This is a genomic window from Curtobacterium sp. MCBA15_013, from assembly GCF_001865095.1.
In the GTDB taxonomy this organism is placed as follows: Bacteria; Actinomycetota; Actinomycetes; order Actinomycetales; family Microbacteriaceae; genus Curtobacterium.
Map to the genome: position 1 here is coordinate 227,747 of NZ_MJGQ01000045.1, position 18,121 is coordinate 245,867.

At 72.8% G+C, this 18,121-nt stretch carries 18 protein-coding genes; 12 read left to right on the forward strand and 6 right to left on the reverse strand.

The window, feature by feature from the left end; genetic code table 11:
• Positions 1–10: 10 nt before the first annotated feature.
• Positions 11–568, reverse strand: a complete 558-nt coding sequence (locus BIV01_RS15015) for an NADPH-dependent FMN reductase (protein ID WP_070417170.1) — start codon at positions 566–568, stop codon at positions 11–13.
• A 103-nt stretch (positions 569–671) separates the two neighbouring features.
• Between BIV01_RS15015 and BIV01_RS15020 the strand changes: the two genes are divergently transcribed.
• The 7 genes from BIV01_RS15020 (at position 672) to BIV01_RS15050 (ending at position 8,261) form a co-directional block, all read left to right on the forward strand.
• On the forward strand, positions 672–2,309 hold the full coding sequence (locus BIV01_RS15020) for a glycoside hydrolase family 13 protein (protein WP_071303377.1): 1,638 nt from the start codon (positions 672–674) through the stop codon (positions 2,307–2,309).
• Between the two features lie 98 nt (positions 2,310–2,407).
• Positions 2,408–4,378, forward strand: a complete 1,971-nt coding sequence (locus BIV01_RS15025; RefSeq protein WP_071303378.1) for a lectin-like domain-containing protein — start codon at positions 2,408–2,410, stop codon at positions 4,376–4,378.
• Positions 4,379–4,478: 100 nt separating this feature from the next.
• Complete coding sequence (locus BIV01_RS15030) at positions 4,479–5,138, forward strand: DUF308 domain-containing protein (protein ID WP_071303379.1); 660 nt, start codon at positions 4,479–4,481, stop codon at positions 5,136–5,138.
• Entirely contained in the window at positions 5,135–5,398 is a 264-nt protein-coding gene (locus BIV01_RS15035; protein WP_070417166.1) for a hypothetical protein, read from the forward strand. Before BIV01_RS15030 ends, BIV01_RS15035 begins: the two co-directional genes overlap by 4 nt.
• Positions 5,370–6,866: a DHA2 family efflux MFS transporter permease subunit gene (locus BIV01_RS15040; RefSeq protein WP_254791850.1), complete on the forward strand. Its 1,497-nt coding sequence runs from the start codon at positions 5,370–5,372 to the stop codon at positions 6,864–6,866. Before BIV01_RS15035 ends, BIV01_RS15040 begins: the two co-directional genes overlap by 29 nt.
• Positions 6,867–6,970: 104 nt before the next feature.
• Entirely contained in the window at positions 6,971–7,510 is a 540-nt protein-coding gene (locus BIV01_RS15045; RefSeq protein ID WP_083414111.1) for an RNA polymerase sigma factor, read from the forward strand.
• Positions 7,500–8,261, forward strand: coding sequence for a hypothetical protein (locus tag BIV01_RS15050; protein WP_139199436.1), 762 nt, complete (start codon positions 7,500–7,502; stop codon positions 8,259–8,261). Before BIV01_RS15045 ends, BIV01_RS15050 begins: the two co-directional genes overlap by 11 nt.
• Before the next feature lie 73 nt (positions 8,262–8,334).
• Here the strand turns inward: BIV01_RS15050 and BIV01_RS15055 are convergent, their stop codons facing one another.
• Positions 8,335–9,264: a LysR family transcriptional regulator gene (locus BIV01_RS15055; RefSeq protein WP_175473748.1), complete on the reverse strand. Its 930-nt coding sequence runs from the start codon at positions 9,262–9,264 to the stop codon at positions 8,335–8,337.
• 48 nt (positions 9,265–9,312) lie between these two features.
• Between BIV01_RS15055 and BIV01_RS15060 the strand changes: the two genes are divergently transcribed.
• Together BIV01_RS15060 and BIV01_RS15065 are read left to right on the forward strand one after the other, a co-directional pair.
• Positions 9,313–10,587, forward strand: a complete 1,275-nt coding sequence (locus BIV01_RS15060; protein ID WP_071303382.1) for an MFS transporter — start codon at positions 9,313–9,315, stop codon at positions 10,585–10,587.
• Positions 10,588–10,754: 167 nt separating this feature from the next.
• Positions 10,755–11,366, forward strand: a complete 612-nt coding sequence (locus BIV01_RS15065) for a hypothetical protein (RefSeq protein WP_071303383.1) — start codon at positions 10,755–10,757, stop codon at positions 11,364–11,366.
• Positions 11,367–11,403: 37 nt separating this feature from the next.
• On the opposite strand, the gene BIV01_RS15070 is transcribed toward BIV01_RS15065, so the two are convergent.
• Positions 11,404–12,312: a cation diffusion facilitator family transporter gene (locus BIV01_RS15070; RefSeq protein WP_071303384.1), complete on the reverse strand. Its 909-nt coding sequence runs from the start codon at positions 12,310–12,312 to the stop codon at positions 11,404–11,406.
• A gap of 47 nt (positions 12,313–12,359) precedes the next feature.
• On the opposite strand from BIV01_RS15070, the gene BIV01_RS15075 reads away from it, so the two are divergent.
• Together BIV01_RS15075 and BIV01_RS15080 are read left to right on the forward strand one after the other, a co-directional pair.
• Positions 12,360–13,025: a DUF4166 domain-containing protein gene (locus BIV01_RS15075; protein ID WP_071303385.1), complete on the forward strand. Its 666-nt coding sequence runs from the start codon at positions 12,360–12,362 to the stop codon at positions 13,023–13,025.
• 1 nt (position 13,026) lies between these two features.
• On the forward strand, positions 13,027–14,004 hold the full coding sequence (locus BIV01_RS15080; protein WP_071303386.1) for an epimerase: 978 nt from the start codon (positions 13,027–13,029) through the stop codon (positions 14,002–14,004).
• Here BIV01_RS15080 and BIV01_RS15085 read toward each other — a convergent pair.
• The gene (locus tag BIV01_RS15085) at positions 13,973–15,076 is read right to left on the reverse strand and encodes an EamA family transporter (protein ID WP_071295542.1); all 1,104 of its coding nucleotides are present in this window, start codon (positions 15,074–15,076) and stop codon (positions 13,973–13,975) included. The two genes, BIV01_RS15080 and BIV01_RS15085, sit on opposite strands and share 32 nt — an antisense overlap.
• A gap of 72 nt (positions 15,077–15,148) precedes the next feature.
• On the opposite strand from BIV01_RS15085, the gene BIV01_RS15090 reads away from it, so the two are divergent.
• The gene (locus tag BIV01_RS15090; protein ID WP_071303387.1) at positions 15,149–16,063 is read left to right on the forward strand and encodes a LysR family transcriptional regulator; all 915 of its coding nucleotides are present in this window, start codon (positions 15,149–15,151) and stop codon (positions 16,061–16,063) included.
• A 125-nt stretch (positions 16,064–16,188) separates the two neighbouring features.
• Here the strand turns inward: BIV01_RS15090 and purB are convergent, their stop codons facing one another.
• A complete protein-coding gene (gene purB, locus BIV01_RS15095; protein WP_070417158.1) occupies positions 16,189–17,574 on the reverse strand; it encodes an adenylosuccinate lyase in 1,386 nt (461 codons plus the stop codon).
• Positions 17,571–18,083 (reverse strand): low molecular weight protein-tyrosine-phosphatase, encoded by a 513-nt coding sequence (locus tag BIV01_RS15100; protein WP_070419277.1) that lies wholly within the window; start codon positions 18,081–18,083, stop codon positions 17,571–17,573. The genes purB and BIV01_RS15100 overlap by 4 nt, the downstream gene beginning before the upstream one ends.
• Positions 18,084–18,121: the final 38 nt, after the last annotated feature.

Genomic DNA, 18,121 nt, shown 5'->3' on the forward strand with positions numbered 1-18,121 from the left:
CGTGACGTCGTCAGGCTGCGGCCTGCTCCTCGGTCGCCTCGGCGAGCGCGGTGAGGGCGCCCTGGACGAGCGTGGTGACCTCGGCGTCCTCGCGCGGGTGGGTCTCGGCGAACCGGACCACCGACTGCGGGATGGCGACCTTGACGTCCTCGAGGACCTTCGCGCCGGCGATCCCGGCGACCTTGCGGGCGTCGTCGTGCGCCCAGACGCCGCCGAACTGGCCGAAGGCCGAGCCGATGACGGCGAGCGGCTTGCCGGACAGCGGCGAGGCGCCGAACGGACGCGAGCCCCAGTCCAGCGCGTTCTTCAGGACGGCCGGGATGGTGCCGTTGTACTCGGGAGTGACGAGCAGGACGGCGTCGGCGGCGGCGACCGCGTCGCGGAAGGCGACGGCCGAGGCGGGCGGGGTGTCGCCGTCGATGTCCTCGTTGTAGAAGGGCAGGTCGACGATGCCGTCGAAGGTCGACAGCTCGATGCCCTCCGGGGCGTGGTGCGCAGCCGCCTCGGCGAGCTTGCGGTTGATGGACTCGGCGCGGAGGCTGCCGACGAGGGCGAGGACGTTCGTCATCGGGGATCCTTACTGGTTCTGTGACGGAAAGGTGTCATCGACAACCAATGCGTGCGCGTGGACCCCTATTCCCGGTCCGGTGGATCGTCGGTACGTTGGCGACGTGAGCACGCTTCGGACGCCGGCCAGCACGCCCCGCACGACCGACCCGGACTGGTGGCGGAACGCCGTCGTCTACCAGGTCTACCCGCGGAGCTTCGCGGACACGGACGCCGACGGGCTCGGCGACCTCGCGGGCGTGACGAGCCGCGTGCCCTACCTGGCGTCGCTCGGCGTCGACGCGGTCTGGCTGTCGCCGTTCTTCCCCTCCCCGCTGGCGGACGGCGGCTACGACGTCGCCGACTACCGGGACGTCGACGATCGCCTGGGCACACTCGACGACTTCGACGCACTGGTCCGTGCCCTCCACGAGCACGACATCCGGCTGATCGCGGACATCGTCCCGAACCACACCTCGGACGAGCACGCGTGGTTCCGTGCCGCGCTCGCCGCGGGCCCCGGCTCGCCCGAGCGCGCGCGGTACGTGTTCCGGGACGGTGCCGGTGCCGACGGGTCGCTCCCGCCGAGCGACTGGGTGTCGAACTTCGGCGGCAGCGCCTGGACCCGCGTGCCCGACGGCCAGTGGTACCTGCACCTGTTCGCGCCCGAGCAGCCGTACCTCGACTGGTCGAACCCGGAGGTCCGTGCCGACTTCGAGGACACGCTGCGCTTCTGGTCCGACCGCGGGGTCGACGGCTTCCGGGTGGACGTCGCGCACGGCCTGGCGAAGGACCTGTCGACCCCGTACCGTCCGTCCGACGAGCACCACCTGCCGCTGGACGGCTCCGACCCGCTCTACGACCGCGACGAGGTGCACGAGATCTTCGCGGCGTGGCGCCGGGTGCTCGACGAGTACGACCCGCCGCGAGCCGCCGTGGCGGAGGCCTGGGCGCCCGCGCCGCGCCGCGTGCTCTACGCCCGGCCGACCGAGCTCGGGCAGGCCTTCAACTTCGACCTGCTCGAGGCGCCGTTCGAGGCCGCGGCGTTCCGGGGCATCATCGACCGGAACCTGTCGGCGTCGGCGCAGTCCGGCGCGTCGAGCACCTGGGTGCTGTCGAACCACGACGTCGTCCGGCACGCGACCCGGTACGGCCTGCCGGACGGCACGGACACCGACGCGTGGCTCATGACCGACGGCACGACACCGTCGCTCGATCGTGCACGGGGGATCCGGCGGGCGCGGGCGGCGACGCTGCTGATGCTGGCGCTGCCCGGTTCGTCGTACGTCTACCAGGGCGAGGAGCTCGGGCTGCAGGAGGCCGCGGCGATCCCGCACGAGGCGCTGCAGGACCCGAAGTGGATCCGCACCGGGCACACCGTGAAGGGGCGGGACGGGTGTCGCGTGCCGATCCCGTGGACCACGTCCGGGCCGTCGTTCGGGTTCGGGGCGGTCGCACCGCACCTGCCGCAACCGGCCGACTTCGGGGCATCCTCGGTCGAGGCGGAGGACGGCCACCCCGAGTCGACCCTCTCCCTGTACCGCGCGGCGACCGCTGCCCGACGGGACCTGCAGCGGGGCGAGGACCTCGCGTGGATCGATGCGCCGGACGGGGTCGTGGCGTTCGCGCGGCACGACGGGTGGCGTTCCGTCACGAACTTCGGGACCGAGCCGGTGGAGCTGCCCGCCGGCGAGGTCGTCGTGTCGTCCGGTCCGCTCGGCGACGGGATGCTCCCCGGGGAGACCACCGTCTGGTTGCGCTGAGCCGCACTCTTCCTCCACAGCCAGGAGGCGCGGGGACGCGTTCCACAGATCGGCCGACGCCCGCCTGACGGGGACCCTCCGGTCGCGACGATCGGGGCATGACAGCTCCCAACACCCCGCCGGGCGGTCGACCGCCCGCCAGGTCACGCCGGCTCCGCCGCGTCGCGGCCGTCGCGTCCGTCCTGACCGCGCTCGGTGTCCTCGCGGCACCCGGCCTCGTGCCGTCGGCCTCCTCGGCCGACGAGCTCGCCTTCCCCTACGAGAACCAGTTCTCCACCGCTGCCGGCGGCGCCCTGCACGGCGACGCGGCGATCGTCGACGGTCGGCTCCGGCTGACCGACGACGTCAAGGACCAGGCGGGGGCGTGGTCGATGCAGGACACGTTCCCGTCCGACCTCGGGCTCGAGATCGAGTTCAGCTACGCGATGTACCGCGACGTGGACGACCCGGGTGCCGACGGCCTGCTGCTGTTCCTCGCGGACGGCGCCGCCGAGCAGGGCGTCGGGTCGTTCGGGGCCGGGCTCGGGTACGCGTGCCGACGCGAGACGTCCCAGGGAGGTGGCCTCTCCTGCGACCTGCCCGGGGTGCCCGGCGGCTTCGCGGGCATCGCGGTCGACCACTACGGCAACTTCTCGACGCCGATCAACTACTCCGGTCCCGGGGCGCGCCCGGACACCGTGTCGATCCGCGGCTCCGGCGACGGGGTGCTCGGCTACCGCTGGGTCGGTGCCGCCCCCGCTCCCGGTGGCACGGAGACCGCCGGGGCAGCGCTCCGGAAGGTCCGTGTGACCCTGCTCCCCGGGGACGCCGGGGAACTCGCGGTCACCGTCCGGCTGCAGGACGGGGACCGGATGCGGACCGTGCTCGACCGGGTCCCCCTGCACGGCGACGGCCAGGCACCGCTGCCGAGCACGCTCCGCCTCGGGTTCGCGGGGGCGACGGGCAGCCACGTCAACGTGCACGAGGTCGACGCCCTGCGCGTCTGGACCCCGACGGACGTCGCCGTCACGCACGACCTCGCGCCGAGCGTCCCGGCGGGTGCCGACGTCGAGTACACGGTGACCGCACGGAACGCCGGCGTGAACGCGTCGGACCCGAGCGCGCTCGACGTCGACGTGCCCGACGCCCTGCGCGACGTCACGTGGACCTGCTCGGCGGCCGCTGGGTCGTCGTGCGGGACCGAATCGGGCACCGGCGACGTCGCCACCGATCTCGGCCTGCCGCGCGACGGGACGGCCACGGTGACGATCCGCGGCCGCACCGCCGACGACGCCGTGGGCACGCTCGAGAGCGTCGCCACGATCCGACCGGCGCCCCGGACGGCCGACACGAACGAGGACGACAACACCTCGGCGGCGAGCACCACGGTCGCCGCCCGGGTGGACGCGCACGTCGAGACGGACAAGTCCGTGTCCCCCTCGACCGCGGTCGAGCCCGGTGACGAGGTCGAGTACACGATCACCGCCCGCAACCGGGGCCCGGGCACCGCCGAGGACGTCGGGGCGGTCGACGAGCTGCCGGGCGCGATGCGGTTCGTCGGGTCGCCGGACGACTGCACGGCCGAGGGGCAGGACGTGACCTGCCGCTCCGGTGCCGCGCTCGCCGCGGGGGAGACCGTGTCGTTCCGGATCCGGGCGCAGCTCGACCCGGCGTACTCCGGGGACGGGTCGGACGTGGTGAACGTCGCGACCGCGACGTCGCCGAGCGATCCGGACGGCGGCGACCCCTCGCCGGGCGTCGGGATCGTGGTGGTCCCCGGCGACAACGGCGGTGGTGACGGCGGTGACGGCGGCCCCGACGGGCCGGGTGACGGCGGTGACGCTGACACGGGTCCGCGCGACCGGGCGCCCGACGACCGCGGGGCCCGTCCCGCCGAGGACGGTGGAGACGGCGGGGACGCCGGGCCGGCCCGGACCGGAGCGCTCGCCTACACCGGCACAGAGGACCTCGGCGTGGTCGCGGCAGTGGCCGCCGTCGGTGTGGGTGCCGGGGCGACGTGCTGGTGGCTCGCGCGGCGGCGTGCGCGCCGACGTGCGGCGGAGGACGAGGTCGGGTCGACGCCCCGCTGACCCCTCGCCGACGCCTGCTGGTTCGAGCATCCTCAGCGGCCGATCGCCCCGCGCGGTCGGCCGCTGCACCGTGCGGCGGTAGGATCGAACCACGATCCGCATGCCCGAAAGAGGTCTCGTGTCCGACTCCGTGGACGACTCCGGCCAGCGCGCGCGGTACTGGCCGATCCCCGTCCTCCGGGCCGTGCCAGCCGCGATCGTGGCCATCGTCATCACCTTCTCGTCCAACCACGCGGCGGGCTACGGCCTGCTGCTGTTCGGTGGGTTCGCGGCGGTGGACGGACTCGTGCTGCTGCTCGCGGGGACGACGCGGCTCCCGGCGGACGGACGGTCGCGCCGGACGACCCTCCTGCAGGCGGTGATCACCCTCGTCGCCGCGGTCGCCGCGTTCGCGTGCAACGGCCTCGGCCTGCCGGCGTTCATCGCGGTCGTCGTCGCCTTCGCCGTCCTCACGGGGGCGCTCGAGCTCACGCAGGGGCTCCGCGCCCGTGGGCGTTCGCCGTTCGCCCGCGACTGGACGACCGTCGGCGGCCTGACGCTGCTGCTCGCCGTCGCCTTCCTGGTGACGCCGCCCGACTACTCGCAGGAGCTCGGCGGTGTCGAGCGGGTCACCGGCACACTGGACGCCTCGATCGTCCTCGTCGGCCTGCTCGGCGCCTACCTCGCCATCACCGCGGTCTTCCACGTGATCGCCGGCCTCTCGCACAAGTGGGGAACGGCGGCCCCGGCCGCAACCCCGGACGGAGCACCACACGCATGACCACCCCCAGCCGTCGCGACCGCCTGCGCCCGGTCGAGCTCCTCGGGATCTCCGCGATCGTCGCGGTCTTCACCGGGCTCGTCGTGCTGCTCGCCACGCGTGAGCTCCAGCTCGCCGCGATCTTCCTCGGCATCGCGTTCATCGTCGTCGTGGTCGTCCTCGCGATGCTGCAGCTCGCGTCGACGAGCGACCAGGACGACAACGACATGCTCGGTGGTCACAAGACCCCGGGTGAAGGAGACGGCAACGACTTCCACTGAGTCGGAGGCCGCCCCCGCGGTGCCGTCACGGCGGCCGTTCCAGGGCGACCCGGGCCTGCCGCACCGCTACCGGCACCGGTACCTCATCCTCGCGGTCTGCTGCATGAGCCTGTTCATCGTCTCGATGGACGCCACCGTGGTGAACGTCGCACTGCCCTCGATCGGGCGTGAACTCGGCAGCTCGATCTCCGGGCTGCAGTGGACGATCGACGCCTACACGCTCGTCCTCGCCAGCCTGCTGCTGCTCTCCGGCTCCACCGCCGACCGCATCGGCCGCCGCACCACCTTCCAGATCGGGCTCGCGCTCTTCACGGTCGGGTCGCTGCTCTGCTCGCTCGCGCCCGGGGTGGGCTGGCTCGTCGTCTTCCGCATGGTCCAGGCGGTGGGCGGTTCGATGATGAACCCGGTCGCGATGTCGATCATCACGGCCACCTTCGACGACGCGAAGGAGCGTGCCCGTGCCGTCGGCGTCTGGGGTGCCGTCGTCGGTGTGTCGATGGGGCTCGGTCCGCTGGTCGGCGGCGCGCTGACCGACACCGTCGGCTGGCGTGCGATCTTCTGGATCAACGTGCCGATCGGCATCGCGGCGATCGTGCTGACGTTCCTGTTCGTCCCCGAGTCGAAGTCGCCGGAGCCCCGACGGCTCGACCCAGTCGGCCAGGTGCTCGTGATCGTGCTCCTGGCGACGCTCGTCGGCGGGCTCATCGAGGGGCCGCGGCTCGGCTGGACGTCACCGGCCGCCCTCGGGCTGTTCGTCCTCGCCGCGGCGTCCCTCGTCGTGCTCGTCGCCGTCGAGCGCCATCGCCGCGAACCGCTCATCGACGTCCGGTTCTTCCGGAGCATCCCGTTCTCGGCCGCGGTCGTCACCGCGATCGGCGCGTTCGGCGCCAACGGGGCGTTCCTCTTCCTCAACGCGCTCTACCTGCAGGAGGTCCGGGGCATGTCGCCGTTCCAGGCCGGCCTGTGGACGCTGCCCGCCGCGGTCGCGACGATGCTCGTCTCGCCGCTGTCCGGGCGGCTCGTCGGCTCGATCGGCACCCGGGTCCCGCTCGTCCTCGCCGGCATCGGCGTCGGCGGCGCCGGGGCGATCCTCACGACGATCGACGGCACGACACCGATGTGGGTGCTCGTCGTCGCCTTCGTGCTGTTCGGGTTCGGGTTCGGCATGGTGAACGCGCCGATCACGAACACGGCCGTCTCGGGCATGCCCCGCGCGCAGTCCGGATCCGCTGCGGCCGTCGCGTCGACGAGCCGGCAGACCGGGGTGTCGCTCGGGGTCGCACTCGCCGGCACGGTGACCGGCGCGAGTGCGGTCGCGACCGTCGGCGCCGGGTTCGCCGTGGCCACGCACGCGATGTGGTGGATCGTCGTCGGGATCGGAGCGGGGATCGTCCTCGTCGGGTACCTGTCGACCTCGGCTGCGGCGAAGCGCTCGGTCGCCGGTATCGCGCACCTGCTCGACGCCTGATCCGCTCAGACGACCGACACGCCCGGGATCACGTTTTCGCCACGGTCCTGTCACGATCGCGCGTGCAGCCGACACCTCTGGAGTGAAGGAGGTGGGATGTGGACGTGACGACCGGCACCGACACGGACGAGGCGATCGTCCGTGCGATGGCACGGGGCGACAAGCGTGCGCTCGCCCGGGCGTTCGACCGGTACGCCGCGACCCTCACCCGCTACGCCTGGGCACTCGTCGACGACCGCCAGGACGTCGAGGAGATCGTGCAGGACGCCTTCCTGACGCTCTGGCAGCGTGCCGAGACCCTCGAGCTCCCCGCGGACACGATGCTCCCGTGGCTGCTCGTCGTCTGCCGGAACCACGCGTTCAACACCGGCCGGAAGCAGGCCCGGCGCCGCGCAGACGAACTCCCCGAGCAGCTCGCCGCACCCGAGGACCACGCCGAGGCCCGTGAGCGCCTCCGCTGGGTCCGCGACGAGATCGCCGCGCTCCCCGAGACCGACCGACGCATCTGCGAACTGTGCCTCCTCGAGGGGCACTCCTACGCCGAGGCCGCCGAGATGCTGGGCCTCAGCGTCGGTGCGGTCACCCAGCGGGTCTCCCGCTCCCGACGCCGACTCAAGAAGGTGGTGATGCACGATGAACACTGAGCCCCCCGAGGGAGACGACCTGCAGCGCATGCTCGTCTCGATGAAGCAGAACGTCCTCGAACGTGCCACCCCGCGTCCGAAGCGGCGTCGGTTCCGTCCGGGCATCGCGCTCGGCGTCATCGGCCTGCTGGCGATCGGCACCGCGACGGGCGCCGTGGCCCTGTCGCTGTCGCAGCAGGAGTCGCCCGTCGCCGCACCCACCCGGACGCAGCAGCCGGAGCCGTCGCCCTCCGCGACGACCCCGACGTCCGCGCCGATCACCCAGCGCCCGACACCGCGCCCGACCCCGGTCAACACAGCAGCGACGATCCCGACCGACTGCCGTGCGCTCGTCCCGGCGTCGGACTACGACCGGTTCTTCGGTGGGACACCGCTCGTGCAGATCAAGCCGTCACTCCCGGACACCCCGGAGGAGTACCGCGACCTCGAGCGGGAGACGGGCGACGACATATCGCTGCGGTGCACCTGGCGGGACCCCCAGGCAGACGTGACCGGGTTGGGGATCATGGCCGGTGAGTCGACCCCCGAGGCGATCAGCGAGAACCTCGCCGTCATCCGGGGCGAGGGTGGGACCTGCAGCGAGCGCGATCACGGGACCTTCTGCCAGACCGTGTCCAACGTCGAGCCGTACGACGTCGATCGCGCGTACACGTACTACACGCGCGGCACGGCATGGGTCGTGATCGACCAGACCAACTTCCCGACCGACAACCTGCTGAGTGCGATCGTCGGGGAGATCTGGGGGGACTGACGGCCTGGAGGCGCGTGGCGGGGACGACCCGCGCCTCCAGTCCGTCGGTGGGGTACGACCGGGATCCGGCCGCTCAGCCCGGCTGCGAAGCGACGTCGACGCGCGCCGCCACGATGTCGCGCGCCAGCGCGCGCACCGCTCGGTTCGGCTCCGGACTCGTCCGCATCGCGAGTCCGATGCGCAGGGGGTCGACCTCGTCCTCGAGCTCGAGAACCGCACCGTCGTGGCGCACCCCGGAGTCCGGGACGACGCCGACACCGAGGCCGGCCGACGCGAACCGGATCACCGCGGGCATGTCGTTCATCTCCGCGACGATCCGCCGCCGGATCCCGAGCCGCTCCAGCGCGGTGTCGAGGATGATCCGGTTGCCGAAACCGTGCGCGGTGTCGATGAACGGCTCGTCGGCGAGCTCGGCGAGCGAGACCGAACGACGACCGGCGAACCGGTGGTCGGCGGCGGTGAAGACCCGGAACGGCATCTCCCGGAGCGGCGCCACCTCGACCCCGGCCGGGACCGCCGGGAGGCCCGTGTAGGCGATGTCGAGCCGCCCGGCGACCAGGTCCTGCACGAGCCCGGTCGTCCCGGAGGGCGAGGTCATGAGCTCCACCGCGACCAGCGGGTGCCGCTGCCGGAACCGCCGCAGTACGCCCGTGAGGTCGACGATGTCCATGCTCGTGAAGATGCCGAGCCGGACCCGTCCCCGCAGGTCGGCGTCGTCGACGGTCGCGAGGTCGTGCATCCGGTCGAGGGACTCCAGCACGGCGCGGGCGTGGGGGAGCAGGTCCTCACCAGCGGTCGTCAGCACGAGGTGCCGTCCGGTGCGGTCGAACAGCCGGACCCCGAAGCTCCGCTCGAGTGACGCGATCCCCGCGGACACCGTGGACTGCGCCGCCCAGAGCCGTTCGGCGGCGCGGGTGACGCTGCCCTCGGCGGCGACGGTGACGAACTGTTCGAGCAGGCGGGTCTCCACCGGCTCAGTATCGATCAGGTCGATGGACGACATCAAGAGCATCCGTTGGACTCGATGGGTGTTCGGCGGCACGATCGGAGCATGTCAACCGCCACCGCATCCGCTCCCACGTCGTCGACCGTCGCCACCGCGAGCGAGCGCGTCGCCGCCCCGCGTGGACGACGAGCGCACACGCGCCGTCGGCACGGCGTCGGGTTCTGGGCCGTGGCGTTCGCGTTCCTCGCGGTGATGGCGTTCGCGACCGTGCCCGCACCGCTCTACGTCATCTACCAGGCACGCGACGGCTTCCCGACCTTCACGACGACCGTGGTCTTCGCGGCGTACGGCGTGGGCGTCGTCGGGTCCCTGTACCTCGCCGGACACCTCAGTGACGTGCACGGACGGCGTCCGCTCATCCTCGTGTCGGTGGCGCTCGAGCTCGTCGCAGCGGTGCTCTTCCTGCTCTGGAACGACGTCAGCGGCCTCATCGTCGCCCGGCTCGTGACCGGCCTCGGCGTCGGGCTCCTGACGGCGACCGCGACAGCGCACCTCGGCGAGCTGCGGGTCCGGGCGACGGGCTCGCAGTCGTCGGCCGGCGGGGCGGGCGTGGTCGCGGGGGTCGTGAACCTCGGCGGGCTGTCGCTCGGCGCCCTCGTCGGTGGAGCGCTCGCGGAGTTCGTCGGGCAGCCGCTCATGGTGCCGTACGTCGTGTTCGTCGTGGCGTTGGCCGTCGCGTTCGTGGTGGTGCTCGCCGCGCCGGAGACCGTCGACCGTCCCACGTCGCCCGTGCCCTACCGCCCGCAGCGGCTGCAGGCGCCGGAGGGGCAGACCGGAGCGTTCTGGACCGCCGGCACCGCCGCGTTCGCCGCGCTCGCGGTGCAGGGACTCTTCACCTCGGTCGCGCCGACGTTCCTCGGGACGACCTTCCACGTGACCGACCGGCTCGCCGCCGGAGCCACGACGTTCGGGGTGTTCGCCGCGAGTGCGGTGTCGCAGATCGTCTTCGCCCGGCTGTCGCAGCGGGCGCAGATCCGCCTCGGGATGGTCCTGCTCGTCGGTGGTCTGGTCGTCCTGGCCGGTGCAGCGGTGGTGTTGCAGGTGGCCGGGTTCATCGGTGGCGGGGTCGTCGCGGGAGCCGGCGTCGGGCTGCTGTTCCGCGCGTCGATCGGCAGCGCGGGCGCCCTCGTCGGCCCGGAACGTCGCGGCGGCGTCCTCGCCGCGACCTTCCTCATCGCCTACGCCGGGCTGACCGTGCCGGTGGTGGCGGTCGGGGCCGCGCTCCTCGTGCTGCCGACGCTGCCCGTGCTGCTCGGGTACGTCGTGTTCGTGGTCGTGCTGGCCGTCGTCGCCGGCACCCGCCTGGCGGCGCGGGCCTGAGCGCTGGTCCGCGTCCCGCGCGTCGGCCGCGGGACGCGTTCGGCCACGTCGAACCACGTTTCCGACATCGCACCACCGCTGGGGCGCGGTGCGATGTCGGGAACGTGGTTCGACTGCGTCCCGCGGCCGGTCCAGGAGGCGCGACACCCGTCCGGCATACTGGGCGCGTGTCCCAGAAGCGCAACCGTTCCGTCATCACCGGCGTCGCCGCCGTGCTGGCCGCCGGCCTCGTGGCCGGTGGCGTCGCACTGACGGCGCAGCGCGGTGCCGACGACCCGGTGCTCGGGGGCACGGCGGCCAGCGTCGTCCCGAGTGCGACCGCGGGCGGGGGCGCGACGAAGGACGGCACGGTGACGATCACCCGCACCGGCCCGGACCTGCCCGGCGACGCCGTCCTCGCCCGCTGCGACACGAGCACCCGCGAGACCGTGGCCCGGTACGACACCGATGCACTCGGCACGGTCGTGCTGCAGTGCGGGAACTCCGGTCAGGGCTACGAGCACATCCGCGTCCGGCACACCGCGGACTGGGAGGACGTCGTGACCGGCCACGGCTCCCGGGACTGGGACGACGCCATGCTCACCGCGGTGCAGTCCGCCCTCGAGGCACCGGCGACCGGGTACCCGCAGGATGCCGGCGACGGCAAGGTCTGCTTCGCCGCTCCCGTGCGGTTCGACGACGGGTCTCGCCCCGAGGCCGAGCCCTTCGTCCGCGTGATCGTGTCGGCCACCACCGACCGCGTGATCACGGCGTTCCCCACGAGCGACGGCGGCTGCTGACCTCGTCTACGGGCGACGGTGGCGCGCTTGCCACCGCCTAGGCGTGCACCTCGTGCTCGTGCCGCCGGTGCGACGCCGGCTCCAGCTGGAACGTCGAGTGCTCCACGGGGACGTCGAAGTGCTCCGCCACGCACTGCTGCAGCTCGTCGAGGATCCGCGGGGCGTGCGCCGTCGAGAAGCACTCGTCGTCCACCACCACGTGTGCGGTCAGGTTGGGCACCCCGGTCGCCACGAGGGTCGCGTGCAGGTCGTGCACGGCGATGACGTGGTCGAGCTCGAGGATGTGCCCCCGGACGTCGTCGAGGTCGAGCCCCGGGGGCGTCGACTCGAGCAGCACATTGGCGGTCTCGCGCAGCAGCCGGATCGCCCGCGGCAGGATGAGCAGCCCGATCAGGATCGCCGCGACCGAGTCCGCACGCTCCCAACCGGTCACCATGAGGACCACCGCGGCGGCGATGACCGCGACGGAGCCCAGGGTGTCGTTGAGGACCTCGAGCCGGGCAGCCCGCGAGGTGAACCCCTCGCCGGAGGCCCGGAGCAGCACGGCGTACGCCACGAGGTTGCCGACGAGGCCGATGATCCCGAACACGAGCAGCGGACCGGAGTGGATCTCGGCCGGCACGAACAGCCGCTGGATCGCCGAGATGATCACGTAGACGCCGACGGCGAGCAGGATCGCCGCCTGCGCCGTGGCCCCGAGCACCTCGGCACGCTGGAAGCCCCACGTGCGCTGCGCGGTCGGCGAGCGTCGTGCGAGCCGCGTCGCCACGAGGCCGATGCCGAGCCCGCCGGTGTCGACGACCATGTGCCCGGCGTCGACGAGCAGGGCGAGCGATCCGGTCACGACGGCACCGACGACCTCGGCCAGCAGGATCGTCGCCGAGATGCAGAACGCGATGAGCAGTGCGCGCTCGGACGCGTGCCCTGCGCCGTGGTCGTGTCCCATGCGCATCATCGTAGGGATCCGCACCGACGACATGCCAGGATCGGGACGTGACCCGGTCGCCCTACGAGCTGTCCACACCGCCCGACGTGCTGGCCCGGTTGCACCCGCGACTGTCGACGTACTTCGGTGCGATCCCGCCCGGACACGTCGGCCGTGGCGAGGGCGTCTTCGACGTCGTCGGCACACCCCGCCGCTGGCTCTGGCCGGTGCTCGCGTGGTTCGCCCGCGACGCCGTCATGTTCCCGGTCTGGGAACGGGACGTCCCCTTCACGGTCGAGAACCGCCCGGCTCGCGTCGGTCGCGGGCAGGCGGTCCAGGAGGGTCGGGTCGCCGTCCGCGCGCACCGCACCTTCCGCTTCCGCTCCGGTACCCGAACGATGGTCGACGCCATCACCGCCGGACCCGACGGGCTCGTCGACCACCTCGGTCGCCGTGGGCGCGTCAGCGCCCTGCTCCGGGCGGAGGTCGACGCGCACGGCCCGGACGCGGGCGCCCTGCGCCTGGTCTCCACCCGTGTGTCGTTCCGTGCGCTGGGACGCGAGGTGCGCCTCCCGAGCCGCATCGCACCGCGTGTGACGCTCGTGGAACGATTCGATGACGATGCCGACCAGCAGCGCGTGTCCCTGGTGCTCTCCGCCCCGCTGGTCGGCACGCTGTACCGGTACGAGGGGGCGTTCCGGTACGAGATCGCGCCGGACACAGGACGGGGATGAGATGAGCGACCACAAGGGCCGCGCCGTGATCGCGGGGGCGAGCGGTTTCGTCGGGCAGTACCTGCAGGACGCCTTCCGCGACGAGGGCTACGAGGTCGTCACGATCGGCCGCACCGGCGACGCCGTGTGGGGCAACACCATGCGGATCCGCGAGCTCGTGGACGGGGCCGCACTCGTCGTGAACATGGCCGGCAAGAGCGTCAACTGCCGGTACGGGCGCCGGAACCGGGCGGAGATCATCCGCTCCCGGGTCGACACCACGCTCGAACTGGCCGAGGCGATCCGCACGAGCGAGCACCCGCCGCCGCTGTGGGTGAACGCCTCGACGGCGACGATCTACCGGCACGCCGACGACCGCCCCCAGGACGAGGCGACGGGCGAGCTCGGCGAGGGGTTCTCGGTCTCGGTCGCGAAGGCGTGGGAGGACGCCCTGTCCGCGGTCGACCTGCCCGGCACCCGCCGCGTGGCGCTCCGGATGGCGATCGTGTTCGGCGACGGCAGCGCCCTCGTGCCGTTGCTCCGGCTGGCGCAGGCGGGACTCGGCGGGCCGCAGTACGACGGCCCGTGGTTCCCGACGCGCTCCCGGCTCCGTGCCGGCACCTACCACGTGAACCGGCACACCCGGGGCCGGCAGCGGTTCAGCTGGGTGCACATCGCGGACGTCCTCGGGGCGATCCGCTTCGTCCGCGACCACGAGGACATCGACGGCGCGGTCAACGTGTCCAGCCCGAACCCGTCGGACAACCGCACCGTGATGGCCACCATCCGGGACGCCGTCGGGCGGCGCTTCGGGATCCCGACGTGGCGGTGGATGCTCGAGCTCGGGTCGTTCGCGATCCGGACCGAGACCGAGCTCGTGCTGAAGAGCCGGTGGGTGGTGCCGACGCGCCTGGTCGAGGCCGGGTACGAGTTCCGCTACCCGCACCTGCGCGGCGCACTCGCCGGGATCATCGCGGAGCGTCGGCAGCACCGGGGCTGAGCGCCGGCGCCGGCGTCGGTGTCGGTGCCGGTGCCGGCGGGGGCGGGTCGCCGAGGTCGCTCGAACTGCCGCCCCGGCCGTCGGCGGGCGGCACGTCGTGCGACCTCGGCGGAGCGTCCGCGGCGTGTGGTGCGATCTCGACCGGTGACGACGCCGGGCGGACCCGCGCAGGGCGGGCCCGTGTCGGGCGGACCCGTGCCGGGCGGGCCCGCGCGGGCCGGGACGACCACAGCACGGCGGCCACCACGACGACCCCGGCCGCGACCTCCACCGCGTCCGGCACCTCCCCGAACGCCACCCACGAGGCGAACACCCCGACCACGGGCACGAGCATCGAGAACGGCGCGACGGTGCTCGACGGGTACGCCGCCAGCAGCCGCGACCAGATGCCGTACCCGACGAGGGTCGCCACCAGCACGATGTAGAGCAGCCCGAGGTCGGCCGGCAGCGCCTCCGCAGTGAACGCCGTCCCGAGCGCGTTCCCGATGCGCGACGGCCCCTCGACGACGAACGACAGGACGGCCATCGGCACCGGCGGCACGATCGACCACCACAGCGTCAGGTGCAGCGGGTTGGCCGCCCCGGCCCGACGGGTCGCGACGTTGCCGATCGCCCACCCGAGCGCTCCGCACAGCGCGAGCACGACGGGCAGCAGCGCCGCCGCCTGCGCCCGGTGCACGGCGATCGCCGCCAGCGCCGCCACCGCGATCGTGACCCCGATCACCTGCCGACCGGTGAGCCGCTCGCGCAGGAACACCCCGGCGAGCACCACCGTGAACGGCGCCGACGCCTGCAGGACGAGCGACGCCAGCCCGGACGGGAGCCCCGCGGCCATGCCGAGGTACAGGAACGCGAACTGCAGGACCCCGAGCCCGAAGCCGACGAGCAGGAGCCGGCCGAACGGGATCCTCGGGCGCGGGACGAGCAGCACGGTCGGGACCGCGAGCAGCGTGAACCGCAGCGCGGCGAGCAGGAACGGCGGGAAGTGCTCGAGGGCGAGGGCCGTCGCGGGGAAGTTGAGCCCCCACACGACGGCGACGACCACGGCGAGGAGACGGTCACGGGTGCGCACGGGTCGATCGTGACCCAGCCGCACCGTTCAGCACCAGCGATGAGTTCCGCACTGACGTTGTAGGCTCCCTGCATGGTCGGCTTCGACGTGCAGCTCCTCGCCGTCCTCCGCGAACTCGCCGAGCGGGGGAGCGTCACCGCCGTCGCCGAGGCCACGAACCGCACGCCCAGCGCCGTCTCGCAGCAGCTCCAGACCCTGCAGCGCCAGGTCGGCGTCCCCCTCGTCGAACGGGTCGGCCGCGGGGTCCGGCTCACCGAGCACGGCCGGGTGCTCGCCGGGCTGGCGAGCGGCGTCGCGACGGCGATCGCCACGGTGGACGCGGCGTGGCAGGAGCACCTCGGCGGCGCGACCGGGCGGGTGGACCTCGCCGTGTTCCCGTCGGCCGCGGAACTCCTGCTGCCCGGCCTGCTCACCCGGATGCGCGAGCACCCCGGCATCGACCTGGTGCTCGTCGACGTCGACGTCAGCGAGGACGCGTTCGGCCCCCTCGCCGCCGACCACGACGTCGTCATCGGGCACCGGCCGGACGGCGCCCCGCCGGCCGGCCGAGAAGCGCTCGAGACCGTCCCGCTCCTCCGCGAGCCGCTCGACGTGGCGCTCCCGCTCGACCACCGGCTGGCCGCCCGCGAGCGCGTCCGCATCGACGACGTCGTCGGGGAGTCCTGGATCGGGGTGCCGGAGGGCTACCCGATCGACCGGGTGCTCACGGCCATGGCGGCGGCGACGGACACACCGCCGAGCGTCGGCTTCCGCACGATCCACCTGCCCGTCATCGAGAACCTCGTCGCCGCCGGACACGGGGTGGCGCTCGTGCCGCGGTACACCTCGGGGACCCGGGCATCCGGTCGCTTCCACCTCGCCGAGCTCGCCGACGTCCGCGCAGGGCGGCGGATCGAGGCGCTCGTCCGGCCGGACCGTGCGGTCCGCCCCGTGGTCCGGACGGTCCTGGAGGCGCTGGTCGCCGAAGCCCTGGACGTCACCACCTGAGGCGGTGACGCTGCCGGCGGGGCCGACCCGCGCCTCCAGGCCGACGCTTGGTGAGCAGAAATGGTCGGGTCCCTGCTCGGGCCCCGACCATTTCTGCTCACGAAGCGAGCGCCGCGCGCGACGCGCTACACGTCGAGGTGGTCGACGAGCTCGTCGGCGAGGCCCGTGTAGGTCGCCGGGGTGAGGTTCGTCAACCGGGCCTTCGCGCCGGACGAGATGTCCAGGCCGTTCACGAACGCGACGAGCTCCGCCTGCCCGATGCGCTTCCCGCGCGTGAGCTCCTTGAGCATCGCGTAGGGGTCCTCGATGTTCGACTGTCCGGCGGTGACCTCGGCGCGGATGACCGTCTGGATGGCCTCGGCGAGCACCTCCCAGTTGCGGTCGAGGTCCTCGGCGAGACGCACCTCGTTCACGGCGATCTCGCCCAGGCCACGGCGCAGGTTGTCGAGCGCGAGCAGCGAGTGCCCGAACGCGACGCCGATGTTCCGCTGCGTGGTCGAGTCGGTGAGGTCACGCTGGAGCCGCGACGTCACGAGCGTCTCGGACAGCGTGGAGAACAGCGCCGACGAGATCTCGAGGTTCGCCTCGGCGTTCTCGAACCGGATCGGGTTGATCTTGTGCGGCATCGTCGACGAGCCCGTGGCACCCGCCACCGGGATCTGCGTGAAGTACCCCATCGAGATGTAGGTCCACACGTCCGTCGCGAGGTTGTGCAGGATCCGGTTCGCGTGGCGCACCCGGTCGTACAGCTCGGCCTGCCAGTCGTGCGACTCGATCTGCGTCGTGAGGGGGTTCCAGGTGAGCCCGAGACCCTCGACGAACTCGCGGGAGAGTGCCGGCCAGTCGGCTTCGGGGTCGGCCGCGAGGTGCGCCGAGAACGTGCCGGTCGCGCCGGAGAACTTGCCGAGGTACTCGCCGCCCTCGATCTGCGACAGCACGCGCTCGAGGCGGTACACGACCACGGCGAGTTCCTTGCCGAGCGTCGTCGGCGTCGCCGGCTGCCCGTGCGTGTGCGAGAGCATCGGGACGCTCTTCAGCTCGTCGGCGAGCTCGCGGAGCCTCGCCACGACGGCGCGGTAGGCCGGCAGCCACACCTGGTCGACGGTGTCGCGCACGGTCAGCGCGTACGAGAGGTTGTTGACGTCCTCGCTCGTCGCGGCGAAGTGCGTGAGCTCGGCGATCGCGTCGAGCCCGAGCTCGGACAGACGACGACGGACGAAGTACTCGACCGCCTTGACGTCGTGCCGCGTCGTGGCCTCGATCTCGGCGAGCTCGGCGATCTGCTCCTGGCCGAAGGTCTCCACGACCCGGCGGAGCGCGGCCTTGTCGTCGACGCTGAGCGGCGACGTGGTGAACATCGCGTGGTCGGTCAGGAAGATGAGCCACTCGACCTCGACCACGATGCGCGCGCGGTTGAGCCCGGCCTCGGAGAGGTGCTCGCCCACCGTGTGCACGATCGGGTAGTAGCGCCCGTCGAGCGGGCTGATCGGCTGCGGGGGAAGGGGGGTCATGGGGCTCCCTGACGGACTGCCGGTTCGAGTTGGCGGAAGAGCGCCCGGCAGGCCCGTTCGACGGTCGAGAGCACTCGGTCGAACTCGTGCCGGTCCGCGTAGTACGGATCCGGTACGTCGGTCTGCTGGGGCCAGGCGTCGTCGTACCGCAACAGGAGCGTCACCTTCGCGGCGTCGTCCATGGTCGGTGCCCACGAGCGCAGGATGCGTTCGTGGGAGCGGTCGAGTGCGACCACCAGATCGAGGTCCGGGAACCGGTCCGGATCGAACTGACGGGCGCGATGCCTGCTGCCATCGTATCCGCGCGCTGCGAGTGCTGCGATCGTGCGCTCGTCGGCGGGCTCACCGACGTGCCAGTCGCCGGTGCCGGCGGACTCGACCTGGAACCGGTCGGCCATGCCGGCGTCCGCCGCGAGCTGGGCGAAGACGATGCCGGCCATGGGGGAGCGGCAGATGTTGCCGCTGCAGACGAACGAGACCCGGAAGGGGGCGTCGGCGTCCGGGGTCATGGGGACATCATGGCGCAGGGAGCGTCCGTCCGCGACGC

Coding starts and splice junctions, on each gene's coding strand:
- BIV01_RS15060 (WP_071303382.1), top strand. CDS start 9,313: ATGTCAACCGCCACCGCATCCGCTCCCACGTCGTCGACCGTCGCCACC.
- purB (WP_070417158.1), bottom strand. CDS start 17,574: ATGACCCCCCTTCCCCCGCAGCCGATCAGCCCGCTCGACGGGCGCTAC.
- BIV01_RS15035 (WP_070417166.1), top strand. CDS start 5,135: ATGACCACCCCCAGCCGTCGCGACCGCCTGCGCCCGGTCGAGCTCCTC.
- BIV01_RS15025 (WP_071303378.1), top strand. CDS start 2,408: ATGACAGCTCCCAACACCCCGCCGGGCGGTCGACCGCCCGCCAGGTCA.
- BIV01_RS15080 (WP_071303386.1), top strand. CDS start 13,027: ATGAGCGACCACAAGGGCCGCGCCGTGATCGCGGGGGCGAGCGGTTTC.
- BIV01_RS15100 (WP_070419277.1), bottom strand. CDS start 18,083: ATGACCCCGGACGCCGACGCCCCCTTCCGGGTCTCGTTCGTCTGCAGC.
- BIV01_RS15015 (WP_070417170.1), bottom strand. CDS start 568: ATGACGAACGTCCTCGCCCTCGTCGGCAGCCTCCGCGCCGAGTCCATC.
- BIV01_RS15030 (WP_071303379.1), top strand. CDS start 4,479: ATGCCCGAAAGAGGTCTCGTGTCCGACTCCGTGGACGACTCCGGCCAG.
- BIV01_RS15090 (WP_071303387.1), top strand. CDS start 15,149: ATGGTCGGCTTCGACGTGCAGCTCCTCGCCGTCCTCCGCGAACTCGCC.
- BIV01_RS15050 (WP_139199436.1), top strand. CDS start 7,500: ATGAACACTGAGCCCCCCGAGGGAGACGACCTGCAGCGCATGCTCGTC.
- BIV01_RS15070 (WP_071303384.1), bottom strand. CDS start 12,312: ATGGGACACGACCACGGCGCAGGGCACGCGTCCGAGCGCGCACTGCTC.
- BIV01_RS15055 (WP_175473748.1), bottom strand. CDS start 9,264: ATGTCGTCCATCGACCTGATCGATACTGAGCCGGTGGAGACCCGCCTG.